The following is a 15,008-nucleotide window of genomic DNA, read 5'->3' on the forward strand; positions in this document are numbered from 1 at the left end:
CTCAGGCTAGGTGGCGGTAGCCACCCCGGTGAAGTCCTGACCAGGTATGCCGAGAATCACGGGCAAATATCGCGGATGCGGGTTTTGGCGTTTTTGCTGTACTCGGCGAGCGTCGCACTCCGGGTGGCGGCGTCGCACAGGTGATCACCTAACGACGGCTCCGGTGGCCACCAGGGCGTCGCGCCCGCCGGCCACCGGAATCGTACGGGCGGATCAGCCCCGGGTGTGCTGGCCGATCATGTGCACCTCACCGGTGCCCTCGATGATCTCGCCGGCCTGCCACGCCTCGACACCACGGCCGGTCAGGCAGGCCAGCGCCCGGTCGGCGTCCTCGGCCGAGACGATGGCGAACATGCCGACGCCCATGTTGAAGGTGGACTCCATGTCCGGGTCCTCGATCCGGCCCTTGGACTGCACCAGGTCAAAGATCGGCTGCGGTCGCCAGGTGGCCCGGTTGACCACCGCGTCGACGTTTTCGGGGAGCACCCGGACGAGGTTGCCGGGGATGCCGCCGCCGGTGACGTGCGCCAGGGCCCGCACCTCGGCCTCGGCGATCAGCTTGAGGCAGTCCTGCGCGTAGATCTTGGTGGGGGTCAGCAGCTCCTCACCCAGGGTGCGCTGCCGGCCGAAGTCCTCGATCACGCTGTCCAGCCGCATCCGGCCGGCGCCGAGCAGCACGTGCCGGACCAGCGAGTAGCCGTTCGAGTGCAGGCCGGAGGAGCCCATCGCGATCACCACGTCGCCGACCTCGACCCGCTCCGGGCGGAGGATCTCGCTCTCCTCCACCACGCCCACGCCGGTCGCCGACACGTCGTACTCGTCCGGGCGCAGCACGCCGGGGTGTTCGGCGGTCTCGCCGCCGAGCAGCGCGCAGCCGGCGTACCGGCAGCCGTCGGCGATCCCGGCGCCGATCTCGGCGACCTTGTCCGGGACGACCTCGCCACAGGCGATGTAGTCGAGCAGGAACAGCGGCTCGGCGCCGCAGGCGACCAGGTCGTCCACCACCATCGCGACCAGGTCGATGCCGACCGTGTCGTGGATGTCCATCTGCTGCGCGATGACCAGCTTGGTGCCGACGCCGTCGGTGGACGAGGCGAGGATCGGGTTGCGGTATTTCTGCACGTCGAGCCGGAACAGGCCGGCGAAGCCGCCGATGTCGCCCATCACCTCGGGGCGCCGGGTGCTCTTGACCTTGGGGCGGAGCAGTTCGACCGCGCGGTCACCGGCCTGGATCGAGACGCCGGCGTCCGCGTACGACACGGTGCGCTTGCGACCGGACCGACCCATCCCCGCCGTCCAGGGCTGATGGGTGCCACCCGGGCCGCTTCCTGCACCACTGCGCTCGGTCACGTGCGTCACGGTTCTCCCCTTAGTGGTTCTCGCGGCTGGCCGCGTCGGTAGCGGTCGAGGATCGCTCGACTTCGTGCTCGCCCGGTCGGTTTCCCGGTCGGGCCGGTCCTGTCGCCGGCTACGTGCCCATCAGCCGCGCCCGGCGTGGTGCCTACGCGTGCGACGACACGTCGCCGCCAGTGGAACTGCTCGCGAACGACTGACCGCCCGGCCCCCGGGAGGTGGCCCCACCCGGGCCCACCTCCTCGCCCCCGGCGCCGGCGACCCGGCGGTCAACTCCTTCGAGTACGTGCTTGCCGATCAGGTTCCCCGCCGGCAGCTCGATCGGGTACTCGCCGTCGAAGCAGGCCCGGCAGAGCCGGGTCTTCGGCTGCTCGGTGGCCGCGATGAGCCCGGCCAGGGAGACGTACCCGAGGCTGTCCGCCCCGATCGACCGTCGGATGCCCTCGTTGTCCAGCCCGTTGGCGAGCAGCTCCGCCCGGGTGGCGAAGTCGATGCCGTAGAAGCAGGGCCAGTTCACCGGCGGCGAGGAGATCCGGACGTGTACCTCCAGCGCGCCGGCCTCGCGCAGCATCCGGACGATCGCCCGCTGGGTGTTGCCGCGCACGATCGAGTCGTCGACCACGACCACCCGCTTGCCCCGGACGTTCTCCCGGAGCGGGTTGAGCTTGAGCCGGATGCCGAGCTGGCGGAGGGTCTGCGACGGCTGGATGAAGGTGCGCCCGACGTACGGGTTCTTCATCAGGCCGGCGCCGTAGGTGATGCCGGACTCCTCCGCGTAGCCGATCGCGGCGGGAGTGCCGGACTCCGGAACCGGGATCACCAGGTCGGCTGCGACCGGGTGCTCCCGGGCGAGCTGCCGGCCGATGGTGACCCGGGCGGAGTGGATGTTCCGGCCGGCGATCGTGGTGTCCGGCCGGGCGATGTAGACGTACTCGAAGAGGCAGCCCTTCGGCTCGGGCGCGGCGAACCGGGCCGACCGGAGGCCGTGCTCGTCGATGGCGATCAGCTCGCCGGGCTCGATCTCGCGGACGACGCTCGCCCCGACGATGTCCAGCGCGGCGGTCTCGCTCGCCACCACCCAGCCGCGCTCCAGCCGACCGAGCACCAGTGGACGGACCCCGTACGCGTCACGGGCGGCGTACAGGGTGGTCTCGTCCATGAACACGAAGCTGAACGCGCCGCGCAGCGTCGGCAGCACCTCCAGCGCGGCGGCCTCGACCGAGAGGTCGGGGCGGCTGGCCAGCAGCGTGGTCACCAGGGCGGTGTCCGAGGTCGACCCGTCGGAGTCCATGCCGCGCTCGACGGCGTCCCGGGCAAGTTCGGCGGTGTTGACCAGGTTGCCGTTGTGCGCCAGCGCGATCGTCGTGCCCGCCGTGTTGGCCCGGATGGTCGGTTGGGCGTTTTCCCAGGTGGAGCCGCCGGTCGTGGAGTATCGGGTGTGCCCGATCGCCAGGTGGCCGCGCAGGCTCGCCAGCGTCGGCTCGTCGAAGACCTGGGCGACCAGCCCGAGATCCTTGTAGACCACCACGCCCGACCCGTCGCTGACGGCGATGCCGGCAGCTTCCTGACCCCGGTGCTGGAGCGCGTAGAGACCGAAATAGGTGAGCTTCGCCACCTCTTCGCCCGGAGCCCAGACTCCGAACACGCCGCACGCGTCCTGTGGGCCGGGTCGTTGGGGGTCGAGGTCATGGCTCAACCGGCCGTCGCCTCGGGGCACCTGCCGCTCCCTCTTGCTGATCTGCTCGGACTCGCCTTGTCGCCCGGGTGATTTCGGGTTTCGTCGACTCAGACAGTGTACGCGAACCGCAGCCGATACAGAGAGCCACGTCACGACCCCCGTAAGTGACAGATGGTGATGGAGGAGTGGGGTCAAATAGGAAGATAGGGGGAGATATCCGAACGATTGCCACTGGTCTGCACCAGGCCGCCGTCGACCGCCTCCGACCACGACATCCGTCCGGTCGCCAGCCGGATCCAGGTCACCGGTGCCATCTCCACCACATTCGGCGGAGTGCCACGGGTGTGTCGTGGCCCGGCACAGCACTGGACCGCCCCATAGGGTGGCACCCGAACCTCTACCGCCCGGCCCGGTACGCTACGGGCCAGCTCGCTCAGCAGGGCACGAACGGCGTCCCGCAACATCGCCCGCTCGGGCGTACGGCCGGCGTCGAGATCCGCCAGCACGGCCGTGAGAGCTGCGGACTTACTGTGCGGAGAGGACACGTCGGGACGATACGACCCGGCTTCGTGGCATTTTTCGGCGCCCCTGGGTCGCGCTCATCCGGTCAGACAAGGCATAGTTGCCGACGGTGTAGTCGTATGGGTTGATCCCCGCGGACGACGGGTCGGCGGTGGAGCCCCGGAAGGCGGTGGACGTGACAGCACACCGACGAGCCTGGATCTCCCGGGCCGGTGTGGTCGTGGCGCTGGCAACCAGCGCTCTATTCGCTCTACCCACCACACCAGCATTGGCTGATGACCCAACGGTCACCATCACCGGAGTGAACGGCAGCCTCAACGCCGGGCAGACGACCACGCTCAGCTTCAGCGTCAAGAACAACAACGGGGGTGTGCTGGGCGGGGATACCTCGTTCGACATCAACGTGACCACGAGCTTCAACGAGTTGCAGTGCCAGGGCAACAGCTGCGACTTCACCGACACCATCGACCTCGGTGCCACGAAGTCCTACAGCGTCACGCTGCGTGCCGGCAATGTCGCGGCTGGCCAGAACCGGTCTGGGAGCGTGCGGATCACCGCCTCGGTAGGCGGCGACGATGCCTCCGCGCAACGGAACATCACCGTGCGCGGGCCGGAGGCGCCGCCGGAGGTGCAGACCGTTGCCGAGGTGTCGGGGCGGGTCACCAACGAGACCACCGGTGACGGGATCTCCGGCGTGAGCATGCGGCTCACCGACGGACAGGGCCGGACGCACAACACCACCACGAGCAGCAGCGGCAACTACCGGTTCACCGGGTCACAGGAGCGGCCGATCGCGCCCGGCCGGCTGCAGATCCGGGCCACCAAGAACGGCACCACCGACACCAAGGACGTCACCGGCAACGCCGGGGCCCGGCTGAACAACCAGGGCATCCAGCTCGCCCTGGCCGCCTCGCCGAGCGCGTCGCCGGAGGCATCGGCCGAACCGACCGACGATGCCGCCGCCGAGGAGGAGCCGACCGAGGAGGCCGGCGCCGACGCGAGCGAGGAGGCGGCGGGCGGGCAGGAGCAGGCCGCCAACGAGGAGTCCGGCGGGCTCGGCTCGTGGGTGCTGATCCTGGCCGGCGGCCTGCTGGTCGCGCTCGGTGTCGGTGCGATCGTGCTGCTGCTGATGCGCCGCAAGGAAGACGGCGGCGATGACGACGAGGACGGTCCGGGCGGAGCGGGACCGCGCGGTGGCGCGGGTGGCTTCCGGGGCGACGACGCAACCCGGGTTACCAACCGGGCCGGGGCCGGTGCCGACGCGACGATGGTCAACCGGGGCGGCAACCTGGCCGACGCGCCGACCATGATGCACAGTGCGCCGCTGGTCGACGACGAGTTCCCGGATCCGTACGGCGCGCCGCTGCCGGGGCCGCAGTCGCCGGGTTACGCCGGTGCACAGCAGGACTGGGGCGGCAACGCCAACGGCTACGGCGACCGTCCCGCCTCCGGGGCCGGTTACGGCAACGCACCCGGCTCGGGTGCCGGCGGCTACGGCAACGCACCCGGCTCGGGTGCCGGCGGCTACGGCAACGCACCCGCGTCCGGGGCCGGCTACGGCAACGCGCCTGGTTCCGGTGCGGGTGGCTACGGCAACGCACCAGGTTCGGGTGCCGGCTACGGCGCTCCGGTCTCCGGCGGCGGCTACCCGCACAACGGGGCGGGCGGCTACGACCAGGGGTACGACGAGCCGACCGGGCGGTACACGGGCGACCGGGGCGGTGCCGACGACTACGGCCCGGCCGCAGACCCGTACGCGACCAACTACCGCGCGCCCGGCGGCGGTGCCGAGCACGGTGGCTACGAGCCCACCCAGCAGTACGGCCGCGACGACGACGGCTACGACCAGCAGGGCTACGGCGGAAACCGGGGCGGCTACGACGACGAGCCGCGTACCGGCGCCGGGTACGACCGCGCTGGCGACGGCTACGACCAGCAGGGCTACGACAACCGGACCAGCAGCTACGACCAGCAGGGCTACGACGCCGACCGGGGTGGCTACGACCAGCCGAGCACCGGTGGCGGGTACGACCAGCGGCGTGGCGGCTACGACGAGCAGAACGGGTACGACGACCGCGGCGGCTACGACCAGCAGCAGGGCGGCGGTGGCTACTACGACGACGCCCCGCAGGCCGGGCACAGCCGGTCCGGTGCGCCGCAGCAGTCGAGCCGCTCGGAGCGCCGGTCGCTCGACTGGCTGGACGACTGACTGGCACGACCCGCACGACCTGAAATACGTGGGGGCCCGGTTCGCGACAGCGAGCCGGGCCCCCACGCTTTACAGGTTGTGGTCTCCGGACAGCCGGCCGGTTCCCGAGCGGACAGTCGGCTACGGTTCCCGGACGACGGTCTGTGGTTCCGGCTACGGTTCCTGGACGGCTGGTCTGTGGTTCGTGGACAGCCAGCGCCGGTCTCCGGTGCGCGATCGCCGGCTCAGGCCGGTGAGTAGACCCCGTTGCGGAGTACCGGCACGACGTCCGAGACGCCTACCTGGACCGCGATCTCCACATCCTGGCCGAAGCCCCGGGTGACGAGTTCTCGTCCCGACACGCTGCCCCGGACCGCTGCCGGTACGTCGGGAAGGCTGTTCAGCGCGGCCAACGCCAGCGCCGCCTCGACGGAGAGCCCACCGGACACCGTGGAGAGTACGTCCAGTACCGCCGCCGCGCCGAGCTGGTCCTCGACGGCGGGCCGGAGACTGTCGTCCGGCCAGCGCTCACCGGCCGCCACGACTCCGATCGGTGCGGTGGTCGAGCCGTACCCCTGGTCGAGGAGCCAGCGCCCGACGGCGGTGGCGTTACGCAGGCAGGCCGCCACCACCGGCAGCCCGGTGGCGCTGGCGGCGGCGCTGATCGCCGAGCCGTTCGGCGACGGCAACACCAACTCGGGTACGGCGGGGGCGGCGTACAGGGCCGCCGGGGAGAGCGACCACGGGTGCTCCGGAGTCACCGCCCGACGACCGACGGCGGCCACCGCCCCGACCCGGGTGGCGTACTCGGCGGCCTGGGCGCCCCAGGGGAACGGGTGTACCCGGGTCCCTCGGGCGGTCGCCACCTCGACGGAGGTGGTGAAGGAGAGCACGTCCACGACCACGAGTACCGCACAGACCCGGCTCAGCTCGGCGGCACCGGCCAGCCCCCAGTCGAGCCTGGCGCCGGTGCCGGGCTGGGCGTAGACCGACTCGGCCGAGCCGACCGACCCGGCCGGCCCGGCTCCTGTTCCGGTCTCCTCCGTCACGATGCGCTTCCTTCGCCACCACCGGCAGGCCCGACCGCCGAACAGTCGGATCAAGCCGTCGGGCGTTCCCCGTCGCCCGTCCGGGCCGCGTCCTGGTCCTGGCCCGGCCCGGTGGCGACCGACGCGCCGTCGATCGGGGCGGCGTCGGTACCGGCGGCGGTGTCGGCAGCGGTGGTGGTGGTGTCGTCGGCCCTGGTGGTGGCCGGGCCGGCTGCGGTGGCCGGGCCGGTGGAGGAGCCGGCAGGCTCGTCCGCCCCGGCGGCCGATGCGGACGTGGCCTGGTCGGACCCGGTCGGCGCGGCGCCATCCTGGTCAGCACCGCTCTGGTCAGAGCCGCCCTGGTCGGCGGCAGCACGCTGGTCGGTGCCGGTCGGCGTGGCGGCCGGCGGCGTGCCGTCCTGCTCTGTGGCGGTCGGCGCGACCGCCGCGTCGCCGGTCTCGAAACCACTCGGTGCGGCGTCGGCCAGCGGCGCGCCCGCACCGTCGCCGAACAGGCTCGGCAGGGTGGCGCCGTGCACGGTACGCAGCTCCGACAGGCCGATCGTGAACTGGTCGCGGATCTCCAGCTCGTTGCCGGCGGTGTCGGTGACCCCGATCAGGGTCCACGGCACGCCCCGCTCGGCACAGAGCGCGGTGAACGCCTTCTCGTGCCCGCGCGGCACCGCCACCATCGCCCGGCCGGCCGACTCGCTGAACAGGAAGACGAACGGCATCGAGCCGGCCGTGAAGCCCTCCGGCAGTGCGATCCGGGCCCCGACGCCGTGCCGGAGGCTCGACTCGACCAGCGCCTGGGCCAGCCCGCCGTCGGAGAGGTCGTGCGCGGACCGGAGGTGCCCGACCCGGGCCGCCTCGGCGATCAGCTCGGCGAGGGTACGTTCGGCCGCCAGGTCGACCCGGGGCGGCACCCCGCCGAGGTGCTGGTGGGTGACCCAGGCCCACTCGGAGCCGGACAGCTCCAGCCGGGTCTCGCCGAGCAGGAAGATCAGGTCGTGGTCGTTCCCGGTGGTCCGGGCGAAGCCCATCGGCACCCGCTGGGCGACGTCGTCGAGCACGCCGAGCACGCCGACGACCGGGGTCGGGTGGATGGCCGCCGCACCCGTCTGGTTGTAGAAGCTGACGTTGCCCCCGGTGACCGGGATGCCCAGCTCGGCGCAGCCGTCCGCGAGCCCGCGTACGGCCTCGGCGAACTGCCACATCACGCCCGGGTCCTCCGGCGAGCCGAAGTTCAGGCAGTCGGTCACCGCGACCGGCTTCGCGCCGGTCACCGCCACGTTCCGGTACGCCTCGGCGAGCGCCAGCTTGGCCCCGTTGTACGGGTCGAGTCGCGTGTACCGGCCGTTGCCGTCGACCGAGATGGCGACGCCCAGCCCGGACTGCTCGTCGATCCGGATGATCCCGGCATCCTCCGGCTGCGCCAGCACGGTGTTGCCGAGCACGTACCGGTCGTACTGCTCGGTGACCCAGGTCTTGTCGCAGAGGTTCGGCGAGGCGATCATCCGCAGCAGGGTTTCCCGGAGCGCCTCGGCGGTGGCCGGTCGGGGCAGCGTCTCGGCCCGGTCCGCCTGGAGCAGGATGAGGTCGGCCGGCTCCCGCATCGGGCGGGCGTAGACCGGGCCGTCGTCCACCAGCGAGCCCGGCGGCACGTCGACCACGGTGTGGCCCTGCCAGGTGACCAGCAGCCGGCCCGGCTCGGCGGTCGTACCGTCGGCGGCGGGGGTGGCCGGGGTCACCTCGCCGATCGCGCTGGCCGGTACGCCCCACTTCTCGGCGATCCTCAGCACCGCGTCGAGCTTCTCCGGGGAGACGATCAGCAGCATCCGCTCCTGCGACTCGCTGGCCAGGATCTCGTGCGGCTGCATCGACGCCTCGCGCAGCGGAACCCGCTCCAGCCAGACCCGCATGCCGGTGCCGGCCGCGGCGGCGGTCTCGGTGAGCGCGCAGGTCAGTCCGGCGCCGCCGAGGTCCTGGATGCCGACGACGAGTCCGGCGTCGTACAGCTCCAGGCACGCCTCGATCAGCAGCTTCTCCATGAACGGGTCGCCGACCTGGACCGACGGGCGGCGCTGCTCGCTGCCGTCGTCGAAGGTGGCGCTGGCGAGTACGGAGACTCCGCCGATGCCGTCCCGGCCGGTCTTGGCGCCGAGCAGCACCACGACGTTGCCCGCTCCGGCGGCGGCCTTGTTCTGGAGCCGCTGCACCGGCAGCACGCCGAGGCAGAGCGCGTTGACCAGCGGGTTGCCCTGGTAGCAGGAGTCGAAGACGACCTCGCCGCCGATGTTGGGCAGGCCGAGCGAGTTGCCGTACGTGCCGATCCCGGCGACCACGCCGGGGAGTACCCGGGCGGTGTCGGGGTGGTCGGCGGCGCCGAACCGCAGCGGGTCCATCACGGCGACCGGCCGGGCGCCCATGGCCAGGATGTCCCGGACGATGCCGCCGACGCCGGTCGCCGCGCCCTGGTGCGGCTCGACGAAGCTCGGGTGGTTGTGCGACTCGACCTTGAAGGTCACCGCGAGCTGCTCGGAGATCTGGATCACGCCCGCGTTCTCGCCGATCCCGGCGAGCATCCGGTCGCTCGGCGGCGCCTTCTCGCTGAACTGCCGCAGGTGCACCTTGCTCGACTTGTAGGAGCAGTGCTCGCTCCACATGATCGAGTACATCGCCAGTTCGGACTGGGTGGGACGGCGACCGAGGATCTGCCGGATCCGGTCGTACTCGTCGTCGCGCAGGCCCAGCTCGGCGTAGGGCTGGAGGTCGCCGGGGGTGGCACCGGCGTTCGACACGGTGTCCACACCGCCGGGGTAGCCGTTGACCGGAAGCTCGTCGGCGACGCCCACCGGCACCGCCTGGCCCGGCACGGGCGACTCCGCCGGTGCCGGCTGGCCCACCGGGTCGACGGTCGGGCCGGGTGCCGTGGTGGGGTCGGATGCCGAGGGGTGGTCGGCGAGGGCGGGCTCTGGCTGGCCCATGACCTCACTCCGTTCGATCATGCGGGCGCTCCCGCGAGATGCTTGAGGATCGACGTGAAGAAGCCGAGCCCGTCGAGGGAGGGGCCGGTCAGCGCCTCGACGGCGTGCTCCGGGTGCGGCATCAGCCCGACCACGTTGCCGGCCTCGTTGCTGATGCCGGCGATGTCGCGCAGCGAGCCGTTCGGGTTGCCGCCCAGGTAACGGGCCACGACCCGGCCGGTCGCCTCCAGCTCGTCGAGTGTGCGCCCGTCGGCGACGTAGCAGCCCTCGCCGTTCTTCACCGGGATCAGGATCTCCTGACCGGGCTGGAAAGCGTTGGTCCAGGCGGTACCGGCCGACTCGATCCGCAGCACCTGGTCACGGTTGCGGAAGTGCAGGTGCTGGTTGCGGGTCAACGCGCCGGGCAGCAGGTGCGCCTCACAGAGGATCTGGAACCCGTTGCAGATGCCGAGCACCGGCAGCCCGTCCCGGGCTCCGGCGGCGATCGTCTCCATCACCGGGGCGAACCGGGCGATGGCCCCGCAGCGCAGGTAGTCGCCGTAGGAGAAGCCGCCGGGCAGCACCACCCCGTCGACGCCGTGCAGGTCGGGGTCGTCGTGCCAGAGCGGGACCACCTCGGCGCCGGCGATCCGGGCGGCCCGTGCCGCGTCCCGGTCGTCCAGCGAGCCGGGGAAGGTCACCACGCCGATCCGGGCGGTCATGGATGGCTCTCCTCGGCGTCCCCGGCCTCGGTCACCCGGATCGAGAAGTCCTCGATCACCGGGTTGGCCAGCAGCTTGTCCGCGATCTCCCGAGCCCGGTCCAGGTCCGGCTGGCCGGTGAACTCGATCTCGATCCGCCGGCCGATGCGGACGGAGGACACGTCCGTGACTCCGAGCCTCGGCAGCGCATTCGCGACGGCCTGGCCCTGGGGATCGAGAATCTCCGGCTTGAGCATGACGTCGACGACGACGCGAGGCACTGGGCACTCCTGACTGTGTACGCAGTTGGGTGCCGGCCCACGAAAGGGGCGAGCGGAGCCAGCGTACCCGGCCGACCAGCGAGTTGACGCACGGGCCGGCGCGTCGATGCCCCGGTGGCCCACGGGTGCCCGACGGGCGTCTCCGGTGGACCGGCTCACCCGTCGGGAAGGGTCCGAAACCGACCGCAGAGGTTCACCCTTGTGAATAGGTGACGAACGGCTTAGCGTGTGGCGTCAAACGTCCGGTCCTCGACACCGAACGTTGACTGTCCAGATCCGTACGGCGGACATCCTCCCGCCTACGGCGGCTCGACCGACCCGGTGACCCCGGGTAAACCCCCCGGAAGGAGCCCCCCGTGCGTCTTCGCCGAACCCTGGTGATGCTCGCCACCGCCCTGACCGGCGCGCTCGTCGCGCCGTCCGTCGCCTCCGCCTCCGCCGCCCCCGTCACCCCGTTCATCATCGGTGGCGGCACCGTCTCCTCGGCCCCGTGGGCCGCGGCCGTGCTCAGCAACGGCTCGTTCACCTGCTCCGGCACCATCATCGCGGCCCGCTGGGTGCTCACCGCCCGGCACTGCGTCAGCGGCACGATGTCGGTACGGGTCGGCAGCGTCAACCGGTCCTCCGGCGGCGTCACCAGCGGCGTGACCGCCAGCTACTCCCGGTACGACCTGGCGCTGCTCAACCTGTCCACCTCGATCAGCACCAGCTACATGCCGCTGTCCAGCGCCTACCCGCCGGTCAACTCGACCAACTCGATCTACGGCTGGGGCATGACCTGCTACAGCGGGTGCTCGGCCTCCACCACCCTCAAGACCGCCACCGTGCGGGTGACCAGCACCAACGTCACCGACGCGTACGGCGGGCGGGCCATCCGCAGCACCCGGGTCAACGGCAACGCCTGGCGCGGTGACTCCGGCGGCCCGCAGGTCTACAACGGCGCCCAGGTGGGCGTCGCCTCCACCGCCGACGGCGTGAACATCCAGAACTACGGCAGCGTCGCCTTCAACCGTTCCTGGATCACCTCGGTGGCCGGGGTCTAGACCCCGAACCAAACCCTCCTCAGGGGTTCGGCGCGGACGTACCGACTGGGTCGGGACGTCCGCGCCGCGCCGTTTCCGGATCGGCGTGCCGTTTCCGATGCCCGCGCCGGTTCCGATGCCCACGCGCCGTTTCCGATGCCCGCGCCGGTTCCGATGTCCACGTGCCGTTTGGCGACGAGGCGTCGGTGTCGGACCCTGTCGGGTCCTGTCGGGCTCCCGGGGACCTTTCGCGGTGGCCGCGCCGTTTCGCAAACTGGAGCGATGTGAACAGTCCTCGCGAAGCGGGTGCCCCCCGCTCTGCCAGCATCAAGCTGTGCTGGTCGTGACGACGGATCATCTACCGGGGTACGAGATCCGCGCAGTACTCGGCGAGGTCGTATCTTCCCAGGCCCGAACCCGGAACCCGTACCGGGAAGGCGTGAAGAACCTCCGTGGTGGCGCCTACGACCCCAAGGCGCCCGAGAACCTGACCCGCTGGCGTACCGACGCCGTGCAGAAGTTGGGCGAGGAGGCCACCCGGCTCGGCGCCAACGCCGTGATCGGGATGCGGTTCGACCACCGCGAGGTCGGCGAGATGTGGATGGAACTGTGCGCCTACGGTACGGCCGTGGTGGCGGTCCGGCAGCCACCGGTCAATCCACCCACCGACCAGCCGAAGGTCGCCGCCGAGACGGCGCACCTGGCGGAGCCGCTGGACTCCGGGGCCATCGCCGAGGCGCCCAGCGCGCCGAACCTCGGCAGCGCCGCCGGCACTCCCACACCGCGCGACTGACCCCACCGCCAGGCCGTGGGACACCTACGATGATCAGGTGGCCGCCCCCCGACTGCTGCTGCGCCTCGGCTGGACCAACTGGCGCCAGGAACTGGGCTGGCTGCTGGTCGCGCTGGGCGTCCTGATCCCGCTGGGCATCCTGGCCGCGGCGGAGGTCGCCGGCCCGGCCCTCGGCTACGAGATACCGGCGCCGAAGCACACCCCGGCGGGTGCGCCGGCCCAGGGCACCAGTTACCTGGTGTGGCTGGCTTCGGTCGCCGCGGTCAGCGGACTGGTCGGGCTGGTCACGATCGGCGTCGGCATCGGGCTGATCATCAAGGGACGCCGGATCGCCCGCCGGGAACGCGGCTGAGCAGGATCTGCCGCGTCGAGCCCATCCCGTACCGGTCGACGTCGCTGGACAGTTCGGCGACCACACGCAGTACCGGCCCGGTCGGCACCCCGGCCGCCGACGCCTGCCGGCACAGTTCGGCCAGTGTCAGCAACTCGTCCCGGGTGTCCATCCCCTGGTCGCGGGCGGAGAGCAGCAGCAGGTGACGGCGGAACCGCTCGACGGTGTCGGCCGGGAAGGACATCCCCACTCCCCACTGGAACGACCGGTGTTTGCGGAACAGCCCACGGATCGCCGTACGCGTCGGCTCGTCCCCTTCGGCGTACCGGGTGAGGAGCGCGGCCAGCACGACGGCCGCCTCGTCGGCGACACCGGCCTGTTCGACGGCGGGTGGCGCCTGACGCAGCCGCTCCGCCCACTCCGGGTCGGCCAGGTCCACCGGTTGGTCGGCGATCGGCGCGAGCGCGCGGTCCAGCCGGGACACCCGGACAGCCAGGTCGTCGAGCACGGTCCCAGTGTGCGACCCGCCCGCCAGATCGTCGGGCCAGAGGATCAGCGCGTCAGAGGGCGGGCGGGTCAGAGGACGGGCGGGTCAGAGGGCGGGCGGGTCAGAGGACGGGCGGGTCAGAGGACGGGCGGGTCAGAGGATCGGCGCCGGGTCGTACGCGGCGGCTTGGGGGTGGGCGGCGACCACTGCGGCGATCCGGTCGGCCACGGCCCGGACCTGCGCGGACGCTGCCCCGGTGAAGCCGGCGCGGTCCGCGACCAGCTCGTCGATCTCGGGACGGGTCAGCCCGAGCCGGCCGTCGGCGGCGAGCCGGTCGAAGAGGTCGTTCTCGGCGGCGCCCTTCTCCCGCATCGACAGCGCCACCGCGACCGCGTGCTCCTTGATCACCTCGTGTGCGGTCTCCCGGCCGACGCCCCGGCGGACCGCCGCGACCAGGATCTTGGTGGTGGCCAGGAACGGCAGGTACCGGTCGAGTTCCCGGGCGATCACCGCCGGGTACGCGCCGAACTCGTCGAGCACGGTGAGGAAGGTCTGGAAGAGCCCGTCGGCGGCGAAGAAGGCGTCCGGCAACGCCACCCGGCGGACCACCGAACAGGAGACGTCACCCTCGTTCCACTGGTCGCCGGCCAGCTCGCCGACCATCGACAGGTAGCCCCGGATGATCACCGCGAAACCGTTGACCCGCTCGCTGGACCGGGTGTTCATCTTGTGCGGCATCGCGCTGGAGCCGACCTGGCCGGGCCGGAAGCCCTCGGTGGCCAACTCCTGGCCGACCATCAGCCGGATCGTGGTGGCCAGGCTGCTCGGCGCGGCGGCGGTCTGGGCCAGCGCGGAGAGGACGTCGAAGTCGAGCGAGCGCGGATAGACCTGGCCGACGCTGGCCAGTACCCGGGCGAAGCCGAGGTGCTCGGCGACCCGGCGCTCCAACTCGGCCACCTTTCCGGTGTCCCCGTCGAAGAGGTCGAGCTGGTCGGCCGCGGTGCCGACCGGCCCCTTCACGCCGCGCAGCGGATAGCGGTCGATCAGGTCGGTCAGCCGCTCGTACCCGATCAGCAGTTCCTCGGCGGCGCTGGCGAACCGCTTGCCCAGCGTGGTCGCCTGGGCGGCGACGTTGTGCGAGCGGCCGGTCATCACCAGGTCGGCGTGCTCGACGGAGAGCCGGGCCAGCCGGGCCAGGGTGGCGACCACCCGGTCCCGGACCAGCTCCAGCGACGCCCGGACCTGGAGCTGCTCGACGTTCTCGGTCAGGTCCCGCGAGGTCATCCCCTTGTGCACGTGCTCGTGCCCGGCCAGCGCGCTGAACTCCTCGATCCGCGCCTTCACGTCGTGCCGGGTCACCCGCTCCCGAGCGGCGATCGAGGCCAGGTCGACATCGTCGAGCACCCGCTCGTACGCCTCGACCACCCCGTCCGGCACCGGCACGCCGAGATCACGCTGTGCCCGGAGTACGGCCAGCCAGAGCCGGCGCTCCATCCGGATCTTCTCCTCCGGGGACCAGATGGCGGTCAGCTCGGTCGAGGCGTAACGGGTGGCGAGGACGTTGGGAATGCTGGTCACCCCGCCATTCTCGACCATCCCGCCGTCGGCCGGCCCGGCGGCATCCGCTGCCCGGGACCGCCGGCACGTGCCCGCCTGCT

General features: G+C 71.8%; 13 protein-coding genes. 4 read left to right on the forward strand and 9 right to left on the reverse strand.

The window, feature by feature from the left end:
• Positions 1–213: 213 nt before the first annotated feature.
• The 3 genes from purM to Pen02_RS18785 all read right to left on the reverse strand — a co-directional run bounded on the left by purM (position 214) and on the right by Pen02_RS18785 (position 3,576).
• Entirely contained in the window at positions 214–1,359 is a 1,146-nt protein-coding gene (gene purM, locus Pen02_RS18775) for a phosphoribosylformylglycinamidine cyclo-ligase (RefSeq protein ID WP_203867385.1), read from the reverse strand.
• Between the two features lie 142 nt (positions 1,360–1,501).
• Positions 1,502–3,070: an amidophosphoribosyltransferase gene (gene purF / locus Pen02_RS18780; protein ID WP_239140940.1), complete on the reverse strand. Its 1,569-nt coding sequence runs from the start codon at positions 3,068–3,070 to the stop codon at positions 1,502–1,504.
• A 152-nt stretch (positions 3,071–3,222) separates the two neighbouring features.
• Positions 3,223–3,576 carry a sterol carrier family protein gene (locus tag Pen02_RS18785; RefSeq protein ID WP_372445625.1) on the reverse strand — a complete coding sequence of 118 codons (354 nt, stop codon included), beginning with the start codon at positions 3,574–3,576 and terminating at the stop codon, positions 3,223–3,225.
• A gap of 245 nt (positions 3,577–3,821) precedes the next feature.
• Here Pen02_RS18785 and Pen02_RS42580 point away from each other — a divergent pair, with 245 nt between their 5' ends.
• Positions 3,822–5,762 carry a carboxypeptidase regulatory-like domain-containing protein gene (locus Pen02_RS42580; protein ID WP_275413589.1) on the forward strand — a complete coding sequence of 647 codons (1,941 nt, stop codon included), beginning with the start codon at positions 3,822–3,824 and terminating at the stop codon, positions 5,760–5,762.
• A 224-nt stretch (positions 5,763–5,986) separates the two neighbouring features.
• Here the strand turns inward: Pen02_RS42580 and Pen02_RS18795 are convergent, their stop codons facing one another.
• The 4 genes from Pen02_RS18795 to purS are packed head-to-tail and all read right to left on the reverse strand — an operon-like array spanning position 5,987 to position 10,717.
• Positions 5,987–6,790: a 2-phosphosulfolactate phosphatase gene (locus Pen02_RS18795; RefSeq protein ID WP_203867387.1), complete on the reverse strand. Its 804-nt coding sequence runs from the start codon at positions 6,788–6,790 to the stop codon at positions 5,987–5,989.
• A 50-nt stretch (positions 6,791–6,840) separates the two neighbouring features.
• Positions 6,841–9,756 carry a phosphoribosylformylglycinamidine synthase subunit PurL gene (gene purL, locus Pen02_RS18800; protein ID WP_203867388.1) on the reverse strand — a complete coding sequence of 972 codons (2,916 nt, stop codon included), beginning with the start codon at positions 9,754–9,756 and terminating at the stop codon, positions 6,841–6,843.
• A 17-nt stretch (positions 9,757–9,773) separates the two neighbouring features.
• Positions 9,774–10,457, reverse strand: a complete 684-nt coding sequence (purQ, locus tag Pen02_RS18805; protein ID WP_203867389.1) for a phosphoribosylformylglycinamidine synthase subunit PurQ — start codon at positions 10,455–10,457, stop codon at positions 9,774–9,776.
• The gene (gene purS / locus Pen02_RS18810) at positions 10,454–10,717 is read right to left on the reverse strand and encodes a phosphoribosylformylglycinamidine synthase subunit PurS (protein WP_203867390.1); all 264 of its coding nucleotides are present in this window, start codon (positions 10,715–10,717) and stop codon (positions 10,454–10,456) included. The genes purQ and purS overlap by 4 nt, the downstream gene beginning before the upstream one ends.
• Positions 10,718–11,097: 380 nt before the next feature.
• Here purS and Pen02_RS18815 point away from each other — a divergent pair, with 380 nt between their 5' ends.
• The 3 genes from Pen02_RS18815 (at position 11,098) to Pen02_RS18825 (ending at position 12,884) form a co-directional block, all read left to right on the forward strand.
• Positions 11,098–11,760 (forward strand): S1 family peptidase, encoded by a 663-nt coding sequence (locus tag Pen02_RS18815; protein WP_372445627.1) that lies wholly within the window; start codon positions 11,098–11,100, stop codon positions 11,758–11,760.
• 253 nt (positions 11,761–12,013) lie between these two features.
• Positions 12,014–12,532, forward strand: coding sequence for a YbjQ family protein (locus Pen02_RS18820; protein WP_372445628.1), 519 nt, complete (start codon positions 12,014–12,016; stop codon positions 12,530–12,532).
• A 37-nt stretch (positions 12,533–12,569) separates the two neighbouring features.
• Positions 12,570–12,884 (forward strand): hypothetical protein, encoded by a 315-nt coding sequence (locus tag Pen02_RS18825; protein WP_203867393.1) that lies wholly within the window; start codon positions 12,570–12,572, stop codon positions 12,882–12,884.
• Here Pen02_RS18825 and Pen02_RS18830 read toward each other — a convergent pair.
• Both Pen02_RS18830 and purB read right to left on the reverse strand, forming a co-directional pair.
• Complete coding sequence (locus Pen02_RS18830; RefSeq protein WP_203867394.1) at positions 12,847–13,371, reverse strand: hypothetical protein; 525 nt, start codon at positions 13,369–13,371, stop codon at positions 12,847–12,849. The genes Pen02_RS18825 and Pen02_RS18830 overlap by 38 nt on opposite strands.
• Before the next feature lie 132 nt (positions 13,372–13,503).
• Positions 13,504–14,928 (reverse strand): adenylosuccinate lyase, encoded by a 1,425-nt coding sequence (gene purB / locus Pen02_RS18835; protein WP_203867395.1) that lies wholly within the window; start codon positions 14,926–14,928, stop codon positions 13,504–13,506.
• Positions 14,929–15,008: the final 80 nt, after the last annotated feature.

Origin of the sequence: Plantactinospora endophytica (assembly GCF_016862915.1) — a bacterium.
GTDB lineage: Bacteria > Actinomycetota > Actinomycetes > Mycobacteriales > Micromonosporaceae > Plantactinospora > Plantactinospora endophytica.